This window comes from Streptomyces sp. NPDC017246, assembly GCF_044331325.1.
Lineage (GTDB): Bacteria > Actinomycetota > Actinomycetes > Streptomycetales > Streptomycetaceae > Streptomyces.
The window spans coordinates 80,798-98,952 of record NZ_JBIRMW010000005.1 but is presented as its reverse complement, the minus strand read 5'-3'; the positions used below and the strand labels follow the sequence as shown (position 1 = coordinate 98,952).

16 protein-coding genes and 1 tRNA gene are annotated in these 18,155 nt (G+C 71.5%); 8 read left to right on the top strand and 9 right to left on the bottom strand.

Features of this window, described 5'->3' with window-relative positions; translation table 11 throughout:
* Positions 1-354: 354 nt before the first annotated feature.
* The 6 genes from thrB to ACH4MY_RS13445 all read right to left on the bottom strand — a co-directional run bounded on the left by thrB (position 355) and on the right by ACH4MY_RS13445 (position 7,380).
* The gene (gene thrB, locus ACH4MY_RS13470; protein WP_398001909.1) at positions 355-1,272 is read right to left on the bottom strand and encodes a homoserine kinase; all 918 of its coding nucleotides are present in this window, start codon (positions 1,270-1,272) and stop codon (positions 355-357) included.
* A gap of 323 nt (positions 1,273-1,595) precedes the next feature.
* On the bottom strand, positions 1,596-2,666 hold the full coding sequence (thrC, locus tag ACH4MY_RS13465) for a threonine synthase (RefSeq protein ID WP_398001906.1): 1,071 nt from the start codon (positions 2,664-2,666) through the stop codon (positions 1,596-1,598).
* A 6-nt stretch (positions 2,667-2,672) separates the two neighbouring features.
* Entirely contained in the window at positions 2,673-3,965 is a 1,293-nt protein-coding gene (locus ACH4MY_RS13460; protein ID WP_398001903.1) for a homoserine dehydrogenase, read from the bottom strand.
* A 134-nt stretch (positions 3,966-4,099) separates the two neighbouring features.
* Complete coding sequence (gene lysA, locus ACH4MY_RS13455) at positions 4,100-5,491, bottom strand: diaminopimelate decarboxylase (RefSeq protein WP_398001900.1); 1,392 nt, start codon at positions 5,489-5,491, stop codon at positions 4,100-4,102.
* A gap of 16 nt (positions 5,492-5,507) precedes the next feature.
* Positions 5,508-6,530 (bottom strand): ArgS-related anticodon-binding protein NrtL, encoded by a 1,023-nt coding sequence (nrtL, locus tag ACH4MY_RS13450; protein WP_398001897.1) that lies wholly within the window; start codon positions 6,528-6,530, stop codon positions 5,508-5,510.
* A gap of 376 nt (positions 6,531-6,906) precedes the next feature.
* A complete protein-coding gene (locus tag ACH4MY_RS13445) occupies positions 6,907-7,380 on the bottom strand; it encodes a response regulator (RefSeq protein WP_398002702.1) in 474 nt (157 codons plus the stop codon).
* Between the two features lie 205 nt (positions 7,381-7,585).
* Between ACH4MY_RS13445 and ACH4MY_RS13440 the strand changes: the two genes are divergently transcribed.
* Positions 7,586-7,657, top strand: a tRNA-Arg gene (locus tag ACH4MY_RS13440).
* A 179-nt stretch (positions 7,658-7,836) separates the two neighbouring features.
* Here ACH4MY_RS13440 and ACH4MY_RS13435 read toward each other — a convergent pair.
* Positions 7,837-8,019, bottom strand: a complete 183-nt coding sequence (locus ACH4MY_RS13435; protein ID WP_398001894.1) for a hypothetical protein — start codon at positions 8,017-8,019, stop codon at positions 7,837-7,839.
* Between the two features lie 488 nt (positions 8,020-8,507).
* Here ACH4MY_RS13435 and ACH4MY_RS13430 point away from each other — a divergent pair, with 488 nt between their 5' ends.
* Positions 8,508-8,717, top strand: a complete 210-nt coding sequence (locus ACH4MY_RS13430; RefSeq protein ID WP_398001891.1) for a hypothetical protein — start codon at positions 8,508-8,510, stop codon at positions 8,715-8,717.
* 475 nt (positions 8,718-9,192) lie between these two features.
* Here ACH4MY_RS13430 and ACH4MY_RS13425 read toward each other — a convergent pair whose 3' ends face one another.
* Positions 9,193-9,726: a hypothetical protein gene (locus tag ACH4MY_RS13425; RefSeq protein ID WP_398001889.1), complete on the bottom strand. Its 534-nt coding sequence runs from the start codon at positions 9,724-9,726 to the stop codon at positions 9,193-9,195.
* 348 nt (positions 9,727-10,074) lie between these two features.
* Here ACH4MY_RS13425 and ACH4MY_RS13420 point away from each other — a divergent pair, with 348 nt between their 5' ends.
* From ACH4MY_RS13420 to ACH4MY_RS13410, 3 genes are all read left to right on the top strand, one after another.
* Positions 10,075-10,518 carry a DUF6325 family protein gene (locus ACH4MY_RS13420; RefSeq protein WP_398001887.1) on the top strand — a complete coding sequence of 148 codons (444 nt, stop codon included), beginning with the start codon at positions 10,075-10,077 and terminating at the stop codon, positions 10,516-10,518.
* Positions 10,519-10,559: 41 nt separating this feature from the next.
* Positions 10,560-10,844, top strand: a complete 285-nt coding sequence (locus tag ACH4MY_RS13415; RefSeq protein ID WP_398001884.1) for an SHOCT domain-containing protein — start codon at positions 10,560-10,562, stop codon at positions 10,842-10,844.
* A 255-nt stretch (positions 10,845-11,099) separates the two neighbouring features.
* Positions 11,100-11,858, top strand: a complete 759-nt coding sequence (locus ACH4MY_RS13410) for a MerR family transcriptional regulator (protein WP_398001883.1) — start codon at positions 11,100-11,102, stop codon at positions 11,856-11,858.
* A 97-nt stretch (positions 11,859-11,955) separates the two neighbouring features.
* On the opposite strand, the gene ACH4MY_RS13405 is transcribed toward ACH4MY_RS13410, so the two are convergent.
* A complete protein-coding gene (locus tag ACH4MY_RS13405; RefSeq protein ID WP_398001880.1) occupies positions 11,956-13,002 on the bottom strand; it encodes a Ku protein in 1,047 nt (348 codons plus the stop codon).
* A gap of 59 nt (positions 13,003-13,061) precedes the next feature.
* Here ACH4MY_RS13405 and ligD point away from each other — a divergent pair, with 59 nt between their 5' ends.
* The 3 genes from ligD (at position 13,062) to ACH4MY_RS13390 (ending at position 18,005) form a co-directional block, all read left to right on the top strand.
* A complete protein-coding gene (ligD, locus tag ACH4MY_RS13400; RefSeq protein WP_398001877.1) occupies positions 13,062-13,958 on the top strand; it encodes a non-homologous end-joining DNA ligase in 897 nt (298 codons plus the stop codon).
* 71 nt (positions 13,959-14,029) lie between these two features.
* Entirely contained in the window at positions 14,030-14,938 is a 909-nt protein-coding gene (locus tag ACH4MY_RS13395; protein ID WP_398001874.1) for a DNA ligase, read from the top strand.
* A 961-nt stretch (positions 14,939-15,899) separates the two neighbouring features.
* Positions 15,900-18,005, top strand: coding sequence for a PBS lyase (locus ACH4MY_RS13390; RefSeq protein ID WP_398001871.1), 2,106 nt, complete (start codon positions 15,900-15,902; stop codon positions 18,003-18,005).
* Positions 18,006-18,155 lie beyond the last annotated feature (150 nt).

Here is an 18,155-nt window from a genome sequence, read left to right as displayed (position 1 = left end):
CAGCGGTCCCGTGTTGGGTGGACCGTGTCCGGGGCGGTGGTCCCGCCGGGTACGGCGGAGAGAGAACGTGCTGGGTCCGGCCCGAGCGCCCCCTGCTCGGTCCTCGCTGCGGAAGAGCGAGGGGTGTCGTGCCGGTTCCGGAGCGTGCTCGAAACTGCTCAGGCAGGCTGCTCAGGCAGTTGGGGAGGCTCCCGGAAGAATCGGTGGTCCCTGATGGGGACACTCAGCACCGCGCCACAAAGGCGCCGGGTGCTGACTTGAGGTTAACACTACCGGCTCCGACAAACATTCCCCCTCTCCCTCACCGGCAATCTCCCGCCCCCGACGCTGCCCGGCGTCAGGGGCGCCGCGCGCCTAGGGCGCCAGCGGAAGGACACACGCCCCGGACGCGTCGAGGTCGAGCCGGTTCGCGGCCCATCCCTCGCCCGCGAGGCGGGCGACCTTGTCGGCCGTCCCGTGTTCGGCCAGCGCGAGCACCGTGGGGCCCGCGCCGGAGATGACCGCGGGGACACCGTCCGCCCGCAGCCGGTTCACCAGGGCGATGCTCTCCGGCATCGCGGGAGCCCGGTACTCCTGGTGCAGCCGGTCCTCGGTGGCCGCGAGCAGCAGCTCGGGGCGGCGGGTCAGGGCCTCGACGAGGAGCGCCGCGCGCCCGGCGTTGGCCGCGGCGTCCACGTGCGGGACGGTGCGCGGCAGAAGTCCGCGGGCGGTCTCGGTCAGCACCGGCTTACCGGGGACGAAAACCACCGGAACGATGGAATCCGAGGGATCCATCCTGATCGCCCGCGCGGCACCGGACTCGGTCCAGGCGAGCGTGAATCCGCCGAGCAGACAGGCGGCGACGTTGTCGGGGTGACCCTCGATCTCGGTGGCCAGTTCGAGGAGCGCGGCCTCGTCGAGCCTGGCGTCCCCGCCTATGGTCACGGCGCGGGCGGCGACGATGCCGGCGCAGATGGCGGCGGAGGAGGAGCCGAGGCCGCGGCCGTGCGGGATGCGGTTGGCGCAGACGACCTCGAGGCCGCGCGGCTGTCCGCCGAGCAGGTCGAAGGCCGTGCGCAGGGAGCGTACGAGCAGGTGGCTCTCGTCGCGCGGGAGTGTCCCGGCGCCCTCACCGGCGATGTCGACGTGCAGCCCGGAGTCGGCGACTCGGACGACGACGTCGTCGTAGAGACCCAGCGACAGGCCGAAGGCGTCGAAGCCCGGACCGAGATTGGCGCTGGTGGCGGGGACGCGCACCCGTACGGCGGCGGCGCGGAACGCTGGACCGGCCATCGCTCGATGACTCTCCTTGATTGCGACAACGGGTTGTTCTGGAACAGCGGGTATTTCTGGAACAGCGGGTGTCAAGAGAAGTACGGGAAACCCGGGGGCCGTTTCGGCCACGGAGGCGACAACGGCAACAACACCGCGCATATGCGTCGGGGCGGGTTCGGTACAGCCTATCGAAGGAAGGTTCTGCCGCGACATAGGGCGCACAGGAGGCGCACGATGCGTGTCGCAGGCCAACCTGTGCGCCTATGTACGTTCCTGATCGGGTTTCGATCAAGGCCGTCCCCGCGCAGGGAAAGGTGCCTTCCCCTGCGCGGGGGTGGAGATCAGGCCAGTCCGAGGCGCTCGGCGGCGGCGGCCGCGTCGACCGGGACGGTGACCGGCTGCGGCGCGCCGGCGACGGCCCAGTCGGGGTCCTTGAGCCCGTTGCCGGTGACCGTGCAGACGATCCGCTGGCCGGGGTCGACCTTGCCCTGCTCGGCGGCCTTCAGCAGACCGGCGACCGACGCGGCCGACGCGGGCTCGACGAAGACACCCTCCTGTGCGGCCAACAGGCGGTAGGCGCGCAGGATCTCACGGTCCGTCACCTCGTCGATGAAGCCGCCCGACTCGTCGCGCGCGGCGATCGCGTAGTCCCACGAGGCCGGGTTGCCGATCCGGATCGCGGTGGCGATCGTCGACGGGTCCTTGACGATCTCGCCGCGCACCAGCGGGGCGGAACCGGAGGCCTGGAAGCCCCACATGCGCGGGGTGCGCGTCGCCAGCCCGTCGGCGGCGTACTCGCGGTACCCCTTCCAGTACGCCGTGATGTTGCCGGCGTTGCCGACCGGGAGGACGTGGATGTCGGGCGCGTCGCCCAGCATGTCCACGATCTCGAAGGCGGCGGTCTTCTGGCCCTCGATACGGACCGGGTTGACCGAATTGACCAGCGCCACCGGGTAGTTCTCGGAGAGGCTGCGGGCCAGGGTCAGGCAGTCGTCGAAGTTGCCGTCGACCTGCAGGATCTTCGCGCCGTGCACGAGGGCCTGGCCCATCTTGCCGAGCGCGATCTTGCCCTGCGGCACGAGGACGGCCGACACCATGCCGGCGCGTACCGCGTAGGCCGCGGCAGAGGCGGAGGTGTTGCCGGTGGAGGCGCAGATGACGGCCTGCGCCCCCTCCTCCTTGGCCTTGGAGATGGCCATGGTCATGCCCCGGTCCTTGAAGGAGCCGGTGGGGTTGGCGCCCTCGACCTTGAGGTGCACCTCGCAGCCCGTGCGCTCGGAGAGGACCTGAGCGGGAACGAGCGGCGTGCCGCCCTCACGGAGCGTGACGACCGGCGTCGTTTCCGTGACCGGAAGGCGGTCCCGGTACTCCTCGATGATGCCGCGCCACTGGTGGGTGCCCTTGTGGGTCATGGGTCCTTACTCCCCTTCAACACGCATGATGCTGGCGACACCGCGCACGGTGTCGAGCTTGCGCAGCGCCTCGACGGTCCCCGAAAGGGCGGCGTCGGGCGCGCGGTGGGTGACGACGACGAGGGAGGCCTCGCCGTCCTTGCCCTGCTGGCGCACCGTATCGATGGATACGCCGTGCTCGGCGAAGACCGTCGCTACCTGGGCGAGGACGCCCGGCTTGTCGGCCACGTCGAGGCTGATGTGGTACCGCGTCACGACCTCGCCCATGGAGCTCACGGGCAGCTGGGTGTACGCGGACTCGCCGGGGCCGTTGGCCTCGTTGAGCTTGTTGCGGCACACGGCGACGAGGTCGCCGAGGACGGCCGAAGCGGTCGGAGCGCCGCCGGCGCCGGGGCCGTAGAACATGAGCCGGCCGGCCGCGTCCGCCTCGACGAAGACCGCGTTGTACGCCTCGCGGACGGAGGCGAGCGGGTGGCTCAGCGGGATCATCGCGGGGTGCACGCGCGCGGTGACCGAGCCGCCGTCGGCGGCCCGCTCGCAGATGGCGAGCAGCTTGATGGTGCAGCCCATCTGCTTGGCGGAGGCGAAGTCGGCGGCGGTGACCTCGGTCATGCCCTCGCGGTAGACGTCGTCGAGGCGCACGCGCGTGTGGAAGGCGATCCCGGCGAGGATGGCGGCCTTGGCGGCGGCGTCGAAGCCCTCGACGTCGGCGGTCGGGTCGGCCTCGGCGTACCCGAGGGCGGTGGCCTCGTCGAGTGCCTCGCTGTATCCGGCCCCGGACGTGTCCATCTTGTCGAGGATGAAGTTGGTCGTGCCGTTGACGATGCCCATGACGCGGTTGATCTTGTCGCCGGCGAGGGACTCGCGCAGCGGCCGGACCAGCGGGATGGCGCCGGCGACGGCGGCCTCGTAGTAGAGGTCCTGGCCGTGCTTCTCGGCGGCGGCGTAGAGGCTCGCGCCGTCCTGGGCGAGCAGCGCCTTGTTCGCCGAGACGACGGAGGCGCCGTGCTCGAAGGCGGTGGTGATGAGGGTGCGGGCCGGCTCGACCCCGCCGATGACCTCGACGATGACGTCGATGTCCCCCCGTTTGACCAGGGCGGTGGCGTCCGTGGTGATCAGCTCCGCGGGGATGCCCTCGCGGACCTTGTCCGGGCGGCGGACCGCCACGCCGGCGAGCTCGACCGGGGCGCCGATGCGCGCGGCGAGGTCGTCGGCGTGCGTCGTCATGATGCGCGCCACCTCTGAGCCGACCACTCCACAGCCCAGCAGCGCCACCTTCAGCGGACGCGTACGCATCATCCGACCTCTTTCTCGTACTACTTCGTATCTCTACGGTTTCGTATCTCTACGCGGAACCAGTCTCACTCACCGGACGAGGGATTCAGCCCCTCGTCCGGATCCTGAGACATCGATTTCATCACTCGACTATTTCATCATCCGACGTCGAGACGCAGGAGATCTTCCTCCGTCTCGCGCCGGACGATCACCCGTGCCTCGCCGTCACGAACGGCGACGACGGGCGGCCGGAGCGCGTGGTTGTAGTTGCTGGCCATGGAGCGGCAGTACGCGCCGGTGGCCGGCACGGCGACGAGGTCGCCGGGCGCCAGGTCCGAGGGCAGGAACGCGTCCCGTACGACGATGTCGCCGCTCTCGCAGTGCTTGCCGACGACCCGCGAGAGCATCGGCGCGGCATCGCTGGTCCGCGAGACCAGGTTGACGCTGTACTCGGCGTCGTACAGCGCGGTACGGATGTTGTCCGACATGCCGCCGTCGACACTCACGTACGTCCGCAGCCCTTCGAGCGGCTTGATCGTGCCGACCCGGTAGAGCGTGAAGGCCGTCGGGCCGACGATGGCGCGGCCCGGCTCGACGGAGATGCGCGGGGTGGCGAGCCCCGCGGCCTCGCACTCCCGCGTCACGATCTCGCCCAGCGCCTTGGCGATCTCGTGCGGCTCGCGCGGGTCGTCGTCGGAGGTGTACGCGATGCCGAGCCCGCCGCCGAGGTCGATCTCCGGCAGCTCGACACCGTGCTCGTCACGCACCTCGGCGAGCAGCTGGACGACCCGCCGCGCGGACACCTCGAAGCCGGCCATGTCGAAGATCTGCGAGCCGATGTGCGAGTGGATGCCGATGAGCTCGAGACCGTCGAGCTTCAGCGCGCGCCGGACGGCCTCGGCGGCCTGGCCCCCGGCGAGCGCGATGCCGAACTTCTGGTCCTCGTGCGCGGTGGCGATGAACTCGTGCGTGTGGGCCTCGACGCCGACGGTCACCCGGATCTGCACCCGCTGGCGCCTGCCGAGGGACTGCGCGATGTGCGCGACGCGCGCGATCTCCTGGAAGGAGTCGAGAACGATGCGTCCGACACCGGCCTCGACGGCCGTACGGATCTCGTCCTCGCTCTTGTTGTTGCCGTGGAATGCGATGCGCTCGGCGGGCATCCCGGCGGAGAGCGCGGTGGTGAGCTCACCACCGGAGCACACGTCGAGGTTCAGTCCCTCTTCCTTGAGCCACCGCACGACGGCCCGGGAGAGGAACGCCTTGCCGGCGTAGAAGACGTCGGCGTCCGCGCCGAAGGCCTCCGCCCAGGCGCGGCAGCGGGCGCGGAAGTCGGTCTCGTCGAGGAAGTAGGCGGGGGTCCCGAACTCCTCGGCGAGCTCGGTCACGCTCAGGCCGCCGACGGTGACGACACCGCGCTCGTCCCTCTCGACGGTCCGGGACCACACCTTGGGGTCGAGGACGTTGAGGTCGGCGGGCGGCGCCGAGTAGTGGCCCTCGGGGAGGACGTCGGCGTGACGGGGGCCTGCGGGATGGGCGGAACGGCTCATGTCTGCGTCTGCTCTTTCAGATCCGGTCGGGTGCGCTGATGCCGAGCACGGAGAGGCCACCGGCGAGCACCGTCCCGGCGGCTTCGGCGAGCGCCAGCCGGGAACGATGGGCGGCCGAGGGTTTCTCGTCGCCGAGCGGCAGAACCGTGTGCTGGAAGGCGAGCAGCGCGTCGGCGGCGGCTTCCAGGTGCCGGGCGACCCGGTCGGGGGCGCGGTGGCGGGCGGCGGCGAGGAGGACGACGGGATGGTCGCCGAGGACGCCGAGAAGTTCGGTCACGCAGGGGGCGGGCACGCCGGACTCGTCCTGGTGCCGATCCTGACCCTCGTACTCGTACTCGTACTCGTACGGGGGGAGGATGCCGAGCTGTCGGCCGTTGACGAGGAGTCTCCGCACCCGGGAGTGCGCGTACCGCACGCGGAAGAGGGAGTTGCGCTCGTGCTGCACGAGCAGCGGCGGCCCGTCGAGGGGCCGGTCCTGGGGAGCGGGCCGGAGCAGGGCCCAGCGAGCGGCGTCGACACCGAGGGCGCCCACGTCGTACGCCCCGCCCCGCACGTGCATCCGCTCGGCACCGCCGAACCCGGCGTCGGCGCCCTGCAGGCGGAGAAGACGCACCACGGTCTCGGTGACGACCGAGGCGCGCGACTCTGTCAGGTCGGACGGATCGGCGAAGCGAACGCTGGTCCCGGCGAGCGCGGCACCGCTTCCGTACGCGGCTCCGGCCTCGCGGATCGCCCGCACGAGCTCGGCGCCGGCATCACGGCGGAGGCTGAAGTTCAGGAACCCGGGCCCGGTGATCTCGACCCCCCGGAGCCCGGGGGCGTCACGGAGCCGCTCCTTGAGAATCCCGGCCACATCGAGAGCGGTACGCCCGGCGGGCCGGGCGAGGGTGAGGGCGATATTGCTGGCGTACTCACCACGACCACCCGGACGGGCCCGCTCAACGGTCACCCGCGGGGGCACGTCGACCCGCAGCGCACCGTCGTCGACCGCACGGCGCACGGCGTGCAGCACGGTGAGGGAGAGGTCCGCGGGGGTCACGGGACAAGCCTAGGGGAGGAGGGGGGGCGGAACGCGAACCGGTTTCGCCATACGGGCACCGCAACGACATCACCACACGCACACGACACGAACACCGACGAGGAGGAGCGGGTTCACTGCGGGCCGGGGGGTGGACGGGAGCCGAGGTCGTCGACGCTTCCCGGGCTCAACGGGGACCAGGCCTCGACGCGGACCAGGCTCGACGCGGACCAGTCCGACCACGGACCGGCCTCCATGGGGACCGGCCCCACCGCGGACCGGCTCAACACGGCCCGGGCCACATGCCCGCAAAGCTCAATGCTTCCGCTCAAGACTTCCCGCGCCCCATGCGGACAGGGATCCATGCGGACCGGGATCCATGCTTCCGGGGGGGGGCTCAATGCTGACCGGTCGGGCTCCCGGTCGAACTCCCTGTGGGGCGGCCGGTCGGGCTCCCGGCGCGTCGGGTCGGCTGCCGGCCGTCGACTGCGGCCGGCTCCTCTCCCCCGTCGGCCCCGGCCGCCTCCGGCCGCTCGCGCCGCTCGCGGTGCATCAGCTGACGTACGACACGCACGAGCTCGGAGGGCTCGAAGGGTTTGGCGAGGAAGGCGTCGACACCGGACGCGGCTCCCCCGGCGACCTCGCGCTCACCGCAGGCGCTGATGATCGCGACCGGCAGATGACTGGTCCTCGGATCGGCCCGCAGTCTCTCGGCCGTCTTGATCCCGTCCAAGCGGGGCATGACGACGTCCAGGGTGACGACATCAGGACGAACCCGATGTACGACATCCAGACACTCGGCACCATCGGCCGCGGTCACGACCTCGAACCCCTCGAGTTCGAGATTGACCCTGATCAACTGCCGGATCACCTTGTTGTCGTCGACAACGAGCACCCGACCGGACACGCCTGACACACGAACGAGAGTAGGCGGCCCCGAACGGCTGCGTCCGGGTTTTACCCACTTCTGACCCGTGCGGGGGAGCCAGCCCCTGGTGACACCCCGGAAATACCTGTTCACAGCCACTCCCGAGGAGCTGGTAGGGTTCTACCCGTCGCCGCCGAACGCGGCGGACGCCCCCGTAGCTCAGGGGATAGAGCAACGGCCTCCGGAGCCGTGTGCGCAGGTTCGAATCCTGCCGGGGGCACTTCGCAAGAAGTGCCACACAGACCCCGTGATCAGCGGAAACGCTGAACGCGGGGTCTTGTTGTATCTGCGGGCGTGTGCGGTGCTGAGTCGCCGTATGTGTCGGAGGGGCGGCGCAGGTCAGTTCGGGAACGGCGTAGGGCGCCGGACAGGTGCAGGGGCCTTGAGGGCCGCGGTGGATCACCCTCTGATTTCTCGTGACAGGGCGTTGTTCTCGTCGTTCAGTTCAAGCTCGTACGGAAACCCGAAGGAGCCGAGAAGCCGTCCCAAGTCGTCTACGCGGGTGGGGTCCACAACGCCGTTGAGCAGGACGTCCGGGCCATCGGCCGGATCGATCTCCACCTGGCACCAGCTGGTCTCCAAACGCCACACACGTTGTTGCCCAGCTCGCTCCACTGCCGATCGAGCGTCAGACCTTCATCGGAAACGTCCACGCCCGGAGTATGCAGCAGCGGCCCAACCATGCTCACTCGTACTCCCTGAGGAGATCCTCCATGCGTCGATTCGCCACCTCCTGGCGGCCGTCGAGGCGCTTCACATATCGGCCCAAGAGCGCCTCCACGTCTCCCGCGTTCAGCCATTTCCAAAAAGCCGCGTGCTCTGCCAGGCCGAACCGTCCGAAGTGCATGCCAGCGAACAGGCTGGCCAGCCGCCGGGATCGGCTCGTCGACAGCCGCCGTCGTAGGTACCGCGTGGGGGAGGTACCGCGCAAAGACCGCTTGCGCTCGCCCACCCGCGGCCTGTCATCATCCGGTGGATGACCGCTGGTCACAGCGGCGCTCAAGGGGATCGGCTGTGGTCGTGGGTATCGCGCTGTTCGTATGGGGGCTGGCAGGCGTGGCGTGGGGGCGATGTTCCTCTTCAACGTGCGGGGCGCGGTGGACAAGGCCGTCGCTCGGCGCAACGCCGTCAGGGCTGTGACCGCGGCACGGACGCTGAACATGGGACTTGCCGAGCCGTCGCGACTCGGCGCCTGGTTCTTTCGGCTCACGGGCGGCATCGTGTTCCTCTGCTCGCCCTTGCTTGCCCTCGCCGGCCTCGTCATCGCCACACTTAACTGACAGCTTCATCTGCCGGCGCGACAAGTGACCCTCGTCCGATACAGCGGCTTTGCGACTTTGTACCGCGGCCACCGCAATCGACCCCGTCCGATAGCACCCTCCGAGGCCTCGGAGCGGCCGGTCTGGCCGCCGATGGGCCGATCCCGCCAGAGGTACGGATCAGAAGGTGGCCGTGCCACTTCCGTGGCAGGAGGGCGGGGATTGACGGGGATTCCCGAGCAACAGGGGTGCATGCCCCTGGTCTTGCCCACGTGGAGTGCTTGCAGGCCCACGCCCATGGTCACCCTCCCGCTCTGTAAAGCGGTGGCTTCCTGGCAACCAGTGGCAGCCGCCAGCCGGTGCCATCCGCGTGTGCGGAAGTCTGAGATTGAAGTCTCCAGCATGCGCGGCCAGCGGATTGAGAGCCGGATCCGGTCCCACCGGGTCCGGCTCTTTGTCGTTGGCTATCGCTGGTTGTGTGTGAGTGGCGCGTGGGTCACTCTGATTTGGGTTGGCCAGTGGCCGCCGTTTCGGCGCAGGTCAGGTGGTCCTTGGTGTTTCGCGTGACGCTGATGTCGTCGAGCGGTTCCGCGCCGGTGGGGTAGCCGCGGAACGAGAACCGCCACAGGTCGTCGCCCGGCCCCAGCGTCTCGCCATCGTCGGGAAACATGTCGATGACCGTCGTCGCGAGCATTCCATGCGTCGGCCCGTCGACGCCGACCGCCGTCAGGACATAGGTCTCCCCGGACCTGTTGGCGCCGCCCACAGTCAACTTGTCCGCACGCCATGTGCCGTTGCGCATGGTCGCCTCGCGCGCAAAGACGATGCGGTTGCCTCCCGACCTGTCCGGGAACTCGATCGCGATCCAGAGGTGATGGCCGGCCTCCAGGGCCCCTGTGCCCTGCAGCGTCGGCAGGCAGCGGGGGATCACCACAGACTGGTTGCGGCGGAGCGAGGTGATGCGGATGTCGTCCTCGTGGAATTGATCGACGTAGAAGCCGACTCCGGCAGGAAGGGCCAGCATCGCCATGAGTACGGCGATCGTCCCGGTGCGCGTTCGGTCACGCCACCGCCGCGACGCCGAGGAAGCCAGGCTCCGCCAGGCCTGTCGCTGGAGCCTCCAGAAGCCGGGCGGTCTTGGCGAAGGGGAGACGGCGTCGATGGGGCGTGGTGGGCCGTGCCGGTCGGGACGTCGCGCGCGTTGTGGCCCGCGTCGGTCCGTCGGTGAGGGGGCTTCGGGGCTTCATCCGGTGCCCCCACGCCCGGACTACAAGGAGGCCTCCTGGTCCTGGCGGGGTGCTCCGTACCGACATGCGCGGGGACTCGGCCGGTGATGCAATGGATCCACTGAGAGAGCCACGACATCAGGGGTTGCGCCGTGAACGACGAAACCGAAGAGCTGGGACCGATCGACTATCTGATCGTGGAGTTCCCCGGCAACCGAATGACCGGTGAGGGCCTGCCCCTCCTGGTCGATCTCGTGGACCGTGGCCTCATTCGCATCCTCGACCTGACCTTCGTCAGGAAGGACGAGGACGGCTCCGTGAGCGGCCTCGAGATCGCCGACCTCACCGGTGACGGCGAGCTCGACCTGGCCGTGTTCGAGGGTGCCTCGTCCGGACTCCTCGGTCAGGACGACCTCGATGAGGCCGCCGGCGCCCTGCAGCCGGGCAGCTCCGCCGGGATCCTCGTCTACGAGAACCGTTGGGCCGCGCCCTTCGCCGCGGCCCTGAACCGCGGCGGCGCCCAGGTGGTCGCCTCCGGGCGGATCCCCGTACCCGCCATCCTGGCCGCGCTCGACAGCGCGGACGGCGCTTCCTGAGCATCGGCCGACGCCAGTCGAGGAACAGAAGGGAACCCTCCATGCCAGGTCTCCTCCGCGGGGTCGCGCGTACGGCCGTCGTCGCCGGAACCGCCACCGCCGTGTCCAATCGGGTGAGCCGCCGCCAGCAGGGGCGATGGGCGGCGCAGCAGGAGCCGCAGTACGCGGCTCCGCCACCGCCGCCACCCGCCCCCGCCGCCCCTCCGGCGGGCTCCGACATGTCCAGCAAGATCGATCAGCTCAAGCAGCTCGGCGAGCTCAAGGATCAGGGCGTCCTCACCGAGAGCGAGTTCGAGGAACAGAAGCGCAGGATCCTTGAGGGCTGATCGATCCTGATTCTCCGCGGCCGGTCCCTCGGGGCTGTTTCAGAGGTCCTTGCCGAATCCGTCGACCCCTTTCTCGGGGCGGCGGGTTCGGCTTTTCCGGCGGCTTCCCCCTCCCCCGTCCTGGGGTGGACCACCGTGCCTGTTCGATTGCGAGGACCTCGGGTTTCGGGGTTGAAGTTGCCGTTGCGGCAGCTTCTACCTTCGTGACCAGGGCCGGAGCGACCGGCCCGGCGACACATACGTGCGGGAGTGGCGATGGACTGGCCGATCGCGGAGGTGGCACGGATGTCGGGCGTGACCGCCCGGACTCTGCGCCACTACGACGAGACAGGCCTGCTGCCGCCAGCCCGGGTCGGCACCAACGGTCACCGCTACTACGGGGAACGCCAGCTCCTGCGGCTGCAGCAAATCCTCGTACTGCGCGCACTGGGTGTCGGGCTGCCGGAAATCGGCCGGATCCTGTCCGAGCAGGTCGACGAGGTGGACGCCCTGCGGGGCCACCACCGGCGCCTCCTTGCGGAGCGGGACCGGATCGACGTTCTGGCCGCCACCGTCTCCGGCACGATCGCGGAACTGGAGCAGTCCAGGAAGGACGACCGTCTCATGACCATCAACCGCCCGGAGAACCTCTTCGAGGGCGTGACGCCCTCCCACTACGAGGACAACATGCGCGACTTCCCTGAACTCGCCCAAGAGGTCGGACGACGCGCCGCCACGATGAGCCGGGCCGACGCCGACGCCGCGCACCGTGAGCGCACGGCGCAGATGATCCGGCTGGCCGAACTCATGGCCGCAGGCCACCCGGTCGACGCCGACCCGGTCCAGGCCGAGATCGACACCCAGTACCGGTCGCTGACCGAACTGCGAGCCGTCTCCGCCGAGGACTACCGGGCCATCGGACGCTCCATCGTCGACAACGAGACGTGGCACGCCGCATACGAGGCCATCGCCCCCGGGCTCGCCGTGTACCAGCGCGACGCCATGGTGGCCTACGCCACCACCCGGCTGAGCTGAGACGCAACGCGGCCGCCATCGAGGGAAGACCATGATGGCGGCCGCGTAGCGTCACGCCGGCCAACGATGTTCGATCCCGAGGACCGGCTGCCGCGTGTTACGCCGTGCGCTTGCGTGGCGGTGTCTTCTTCGCCGTCGTCGTCTTCCTCGTCGTCGCCGTCTTCTTCGTCGTCGACTTCGCCGTGCTCTTCGCCGTGGTCTTCTTCGCCGCCGCCTTCTTCGTCCCGCCGCCGGCGGTCGACGTCGACTTGCGCGCCGGAGCCGCCTTCTTCCTCGCGGGTGCGCGGGACGTGGACTTCTTGCCCCCCGTCTCCTTCGGCGTCCCCCGCGGCTTGAGCTCGGTCACCACCGCGTCCTCGCCCCGGGCCTCCCTGGCCGCGCGGACGCTGTTCTCCAGCGCCGCCATCAGGTCGATGACCTGGCCACCGCCGGGTTCCTCCCCGGGGGCCGGGGCCGCGACGCCCTCGCCGCCCTCCGCCTTCGCCGCGATCATCTCCTCGACCGCCGTGCGGTAGTCGTCGTGCAGTGTGCTGATGTCGACCTCGCCGAGCGTGGCCATCAGGGCGTCCGCCAGGTCGAGTTCGGCGTCCCGCACGCTCACCGGGTTCTCCGGGGCCACGCCCTCGGGGGCGCGGATCTCGTCCGGCCAGAGCAGGCCGTGCATCGCGATCACGTCGTCCACCACCCGGAGCATGCCGAGCCGTTCCCGTCCCCGGAGGGCGTACTTGGCCACGGCCACCTTCTCGCTGCGCTTGAGCGCCTCGCGGAGCAGGGTGTACGGCTTCGCCGCGGGTACGCCGTTCGCCGAGAGGTAGTACGCCGCGTCCATCTGGAGCGGGTCGATCTCGCCGGCCGGTACGAAGGCGACGATCTCGATCGTCTTCGCCGTCGGGAGCGGCAGCGCGGCCAGGTCCTCCTCGGTGATCGGGATCATGGACCCGTCGGCGTCCTCGTACGCCTTGCCGATCTCCGCCTGGGGGACCTCCTCGCCGTCCAGCTCGCACACCTTCTTGTAGCGGACCCGTCCGCCGTCCTCGGTGTGGATCTGGCGGAAGGAGACGGACCTGCTCTCCGTGGCGTTCACCAGCTTGATCGGGATGCTGACCAGGCCGAAGGATATGGCGCCGTTCCAAATGGATCGCACGTTCTTTCCCTCCGGGTCGGATCAGGACGAATCGTCGTCAATCGTGGGATTCTCATCGTATGACGCCTCTTACAGAGGTGGCGGGGCGGCGCCTCACCCTCAGCAACCTGGACAAGGTCCTCCACCCGGTCACCGGCACCACCAAGGGCGAGCTGCTCCACTACTACGCGACCGTCGGGCCCGCGATCCTGCCGCATCTGCGCGACCGCCCGGTGTCCTTCCTGCGCTACCCGGACGGTCCCGACGGGCAGCTCTTCTTCACCAAGAATCCGCCGCCCGGCACACCCTCCTGGGTGAGGACCACCCCTGTACCCCGCTCGGAGGACCCCCGGGCCCGGCAGGTCGTGATCGAGGACCTGCCCTCGCTCATGTGGGCCGCGAACCTCGTCGTCGAGTTCCACACGCCCCAGTGGCGGGCCTCCTCCCCCGCCGTCGCCGACCGGCTCGTGTTCGACCTCGACCCCGGGTCTCCGGCGACGGTCGTCGAGTGCTGCCGGGTCGCCCTGTACCTGCGCGAGCGGCTCGCGGCGGACGGGCTCACCGCCTTCGCCAAGACCTCCGGCTCCAAGGGGCTGCACCTGCTCGTCCCGGTGACCCCGGCCCCCTCGGCCCACGTCTCCGCGTACGCCCGCCGCCTCGCCGTCGAGGCGGAGGCCGCGCTGCCGAGGCTGGTCGTGCACCGGATGGCCAAGGCCCTGCGGCCCGGGAAGGTCTTCGTCGACCACAGCCAGAACGCCGCCGCCAAGACGACCGCCACCCCCTACACCCTGCGGGCCCGGGCCCTCCCCACGGTCTCCGCGCCCGTCACCTGGGAGGAGGTGGAGGAGTCCGCGCTCCCCGACGCGGACCCCGAGGCCCTGGTTCTCCTCATGGACGACATCGCGCCACGTCTGGAGCGGTACGGGGAGCTCCTGGCCCCTCTTCTCACTCCCGAGCTCGCGGGAGACGTGCCGTGAGAGGGCGTGAGGGTGGGGAGAGGAGCGGGGCCGGTGGGGGTTCCGCTGCGGGAGAGGGCGGGGGTACGGGAGTGGGCGCGCGTGACGGTGGGGCCGTCGTCGTTCCGCCCCTCGACGTCATGCGGCCCCGGTCCGCCGACGAGATCCCCGTACAGCGAGACCCTCCCCGTGAACTCCAGTACTCCCTCAAGCTGGACGGGTTCCGCGCGCTCGCCTTCGTCCTCGACGACGGGAAGGTCGTCCTCCAGTCGCGTTCGCGCCGGGACCTCGCTCCCGAGTTCCCCGGGATCGCCGCGCACCTGCGGGACCAGCTGCCGGTCGGGATCGTCCTCGACGGTGAGCTGTGCGCGTACCGGGAGGGGCGGCTGAGCTTCACCGACCTGCTGCGCTCGCCCGCCGACCGGGCCCGTGCCGGCGTGCCCGTCTCGTACATCGCCTTCGACCTCCTCGCCGTCCCCGGGCGCGACGTACGGGGTCTGCCGCTCCGCGACCGGTGGGAGCTGCTCGGCGCCGCCCTGCGAGAGGCCGAGCCGCCGCTCCAGCGCGTGCTCGCCACGCTCGACGAGGAGACCGCGCGCGGTTGGTTCCGGGACCTGCGGGACGCGGGGGTCGAGGGGATCGTCGCGAAGACGCTGAGCTCGACCTATCGGGCGGGCTCCACCTGGGCCTGGCGCAAGATCCGGCACATGGACACCAGCGACGGCCTGCTGCTCGGTGTCCTCGGGCCGCCCGACCGGCCTCGCGCCCTGGTCGTACGACTCCCCGACGGCCGTACGGTGACCACCTCGCCCCGGCTCACCCCGGCGCAGTCGCGCGAGGTCGGCGCGCTGGTAAGCGACCGCGCGGGGCCGCTCGCCCAGGACCCCGAGCACGGTCCCGTGCGGTGGGTGGACCCGCCGCTCCCCGTCGAACTGCGGCAGATCGCGGGGCGGCAGCGGCAGGAGAACGCGACGTTCGTCCGCGTCCGGTCGGAGGGCTGAGGCGCGCCCGGTCGGAGGGCGGGCCGGCCGAGGCACGACACAGCACAGCAAGCCGAGGCGTAGCGAGGCGACGGCACGGCACGGCCCGGCCCGCCCGGCCCGGCACGGCCCGGCCCGGCCCGGCACAAGGTCCCATCGATCCCCGATACCGCCCGTCTACGGCGCAAACCGTCCCGGATATCGTTCCGGCCACTCCGTAGCCACTCCTTCGGCGAGGAACGGCACGTCCACCGGCTCAGGCCCCGCGTCCGCGCCTCGGCGGGCGGCGTCTTCGAAGCCGAGCGTCGCGTCGCGTCGCCGCCCGCTCACCGCCGGTTCCTCATCGGGGTGGGCGGTTCGGGCGTCGGGGCGTACTCCGGGCTTCGCCCGTCGCATCGATGGCCGCCCCTCGCCATGAGTCCCCGGCTCTTCACCTTGAGTCCCCCGGTCGCCGGCTCCGGGCCGCCCGGCGACGGCGGGGGCGACGTGGGCGCCTGGAGCGCCCGCCGGTCCCGGGCTCCCGGCCGCTCCGCGTGGCTTCACCTGCGCGTCGCCGTCCGAGCGGGGCCGTGGTCGCTTCCCGCGCCTCGTCGGGACGGGCTGTTCGGACCTGTGTCCCGTCGGCGTCACCGGCCCGCCGGCCGGTCGGGTGGTCCCGGGTCACGCCGACGGTTTCCGGGAGCCGGACGCCTCCTCCGCCCCCGCCTTCCCCGCCCGGCGGGAGCGGCGGCCCGGCCGTCCGGCGGACGGCCGGGACAACCGCGCCCTCCAGTCGGCCTCTCCCGGGGCCGCCGCCGCCCTCCCCCGGCGCCCCCCGCGCCGCGCACTGAGCGCAACTGACCTGCTCCGCACCGTACATGGCGCAAAGAGGCCGCAACTCGGGGTCCTGGCAGGTCGGGTGTCGTCGGTAAGGGCTTGCCGCCGTTCCCGTGGTGCACACTTGCTGACTGTTACAGCGCTCACGGGGAAGGCGGCCTGGCCAATGCTGACGGGGATCGAGGAGGTCGACTGGGCCTCGTTGGGGCACGCGTACGGCCCCGCGGACGACGTGCCGGAGCTGCTCCGCGGACTCGCCTCCGCCGATCCCGCGGAGCGCGAGACCGCCCTCGACGGCATGTACGGGGCCGTGCACCACCAGGGGGACGTCTACGACTCCACCCTCGCCTGCATCCCCTTCCTCCTCGAACTCGTCGCCGACCCCGGCGTCCAGGACCGCGGCTGCATCGTCGAGCTGCTCACCAGCATCGGCGGGATCGAGCTCGACGACGACGAGGAACTGGACGAACTCGACCCGGACGACGAGGAGTTCATCCCCGCCGCCAACTACGCGATGGCCGCGGCCGCCATCGCCGCGGGCGCGGACGTCTTCCTCGGGCTCGTCTCCGACCCGGACCCCGAGGTCCGGCTCGCCGCGCCGTGCGCGCTCGCCTCGCTGCACCCCGAGCCCGCGCTGGTGCTGACGCTGTTGCGGGAGCGGCTCACCGTCGAGCGGGACACCGAGGTGCGGCTCGCCCTGGTCGCCGCCGTCGGGCGGATCGCCCTGCGGCACGCGTCGCTGCGCACCGAGACCGTCGACTGGCTCGGCTGGCTCGCCCGCGCCGCCCAGGACCCGGGGCTCCGTCTGGCGGCTCTCGCGCAGCGGGCGCGCTGTGCGCCCGCCGACATCCCGGACGACGTCGTGCCGTGGGTGACGGGGCTCCTGGAGGAGATCCGGACCTCGGCACAGGGGCCGGTCGTGCCCGGCTCCGAGCGGGCCGCCACGCCGACCCTCATCGGGCAGGTCCGCGAGCTCCTGGAGGAACACGCCGCCGGGCGTCCCGCCCCCTGGACGGAGGAACTGCTCCGGACGCTGCACGCGGCGCTCGACGACCGGGTCGACGACCGCATCGCGCTGATCCTCGCGCAGCTGCGCAGCCCCGACTGGGGGCAGCGTTCGGACGCGATCTGGCTGTGCGGCGGGTTGATACGGATCTGGCGAGGGCGGTACGAGGAGGTCGTCCGGCTCGTCGGCGCGCAGCTCCAGGATCCCGAACCGCGGCTCCGGGAGGCCGCCACCTCGTTCCTGGAGCGGCTCTTCGAGCTGGGCGCGCCCGCCGCCGACGCGCTCGTGACCCGCCTCACCACCGGCCCGGTCGTGGGTCCGGGGCAGGGCGGCGGTCAGGGCGGCCTCGTCGGGCGGTCCGGGCGGGACGGGGCGCTCCTCGCGCTGGCCCGCGCCGGCGACACCCGCGCGGTTCCGCTGCTCGCCCGCGCCCTGGAGGAGCGCGAGGTGCGGCGCGAGCTGCTGTACGCCATGGACGGCCTGGGGCCCTCCGCCGCGATGCTCGCCCCGCTGCTGCGGCGCCGGCTCGCCGAGGTCGAGCTCGACGAGCGGCTCTACGACCGGGCGGCGCCGCTGCTGTACGCGCTGGCGGCGGTGCGGGGCAACCAGGCCGTGCCGGAGGTCCTGCGGGTCCTGCGCGGGGCGCCGTCGAACCGGCGCGACTGGGTGCGGGAGGCCGCCCTGCGGACCCTGGCGGCCTTCGGTCCCGCCGCCCACGGGGCCGTACCGGAGATGCGAAGACTCCTGGCCGCCGAGTCGGCCGCGGTCGCCACGGCGGCGGCGCGTGCCCTGTGGGCGGCCGAGGGCGACCTGGGCGAGGTGCTGCCCGCCCTGGAGCGGTGGCTGCGGCCGGGCGCCTCCGCCGCGGACTGGTGTGCGGCCGCCCAGGCCCTCGGCGAGATCGGCCCGGCCGCGGCCGTGACGGCTTCCGCCCTCCGGCCGGGTCTGGCCTCTCGGGACCTGTGGGTGCGGGTCCGCAGCGCGGCGGCCCTGTGGCGGGTGTCCGGGGACGCGGCGACGGCTCTGCCGGTGTTGCTGGCGGCCTGGGAGGAGAACCGGCACGCGCGCGTGGACGTCGCCGAGTGTCTGGCGGAGATGGGTCCGGCGGCCTCGGAGGCGCAGCTGGTGATCCTCACCGAGCTGACCCGCCGGCGTCGCCACAACGCCCGGGAGGGCGCTTCGGGCAGCCATGACATCCACCTCGACGAGAAGCTTCTGACCTTGTGCCGGGCGGCTCTGGCGAGGATGGAGCGGGGCGCGTTCTAGGCGGTCGGCCGCGGAGCCGTAGGCGCGGAGCCGTAGGCGCGGAGCCGTAGGCGCGGAGCCGTAGGCGCGGAGCCGTAGGCGCGGAGCCGTAGGCGCGGAGCCGTAGGCGCGGAGCCGTAGGCGCGGAGCCGTAGGCGCGGAGCCGTAGGG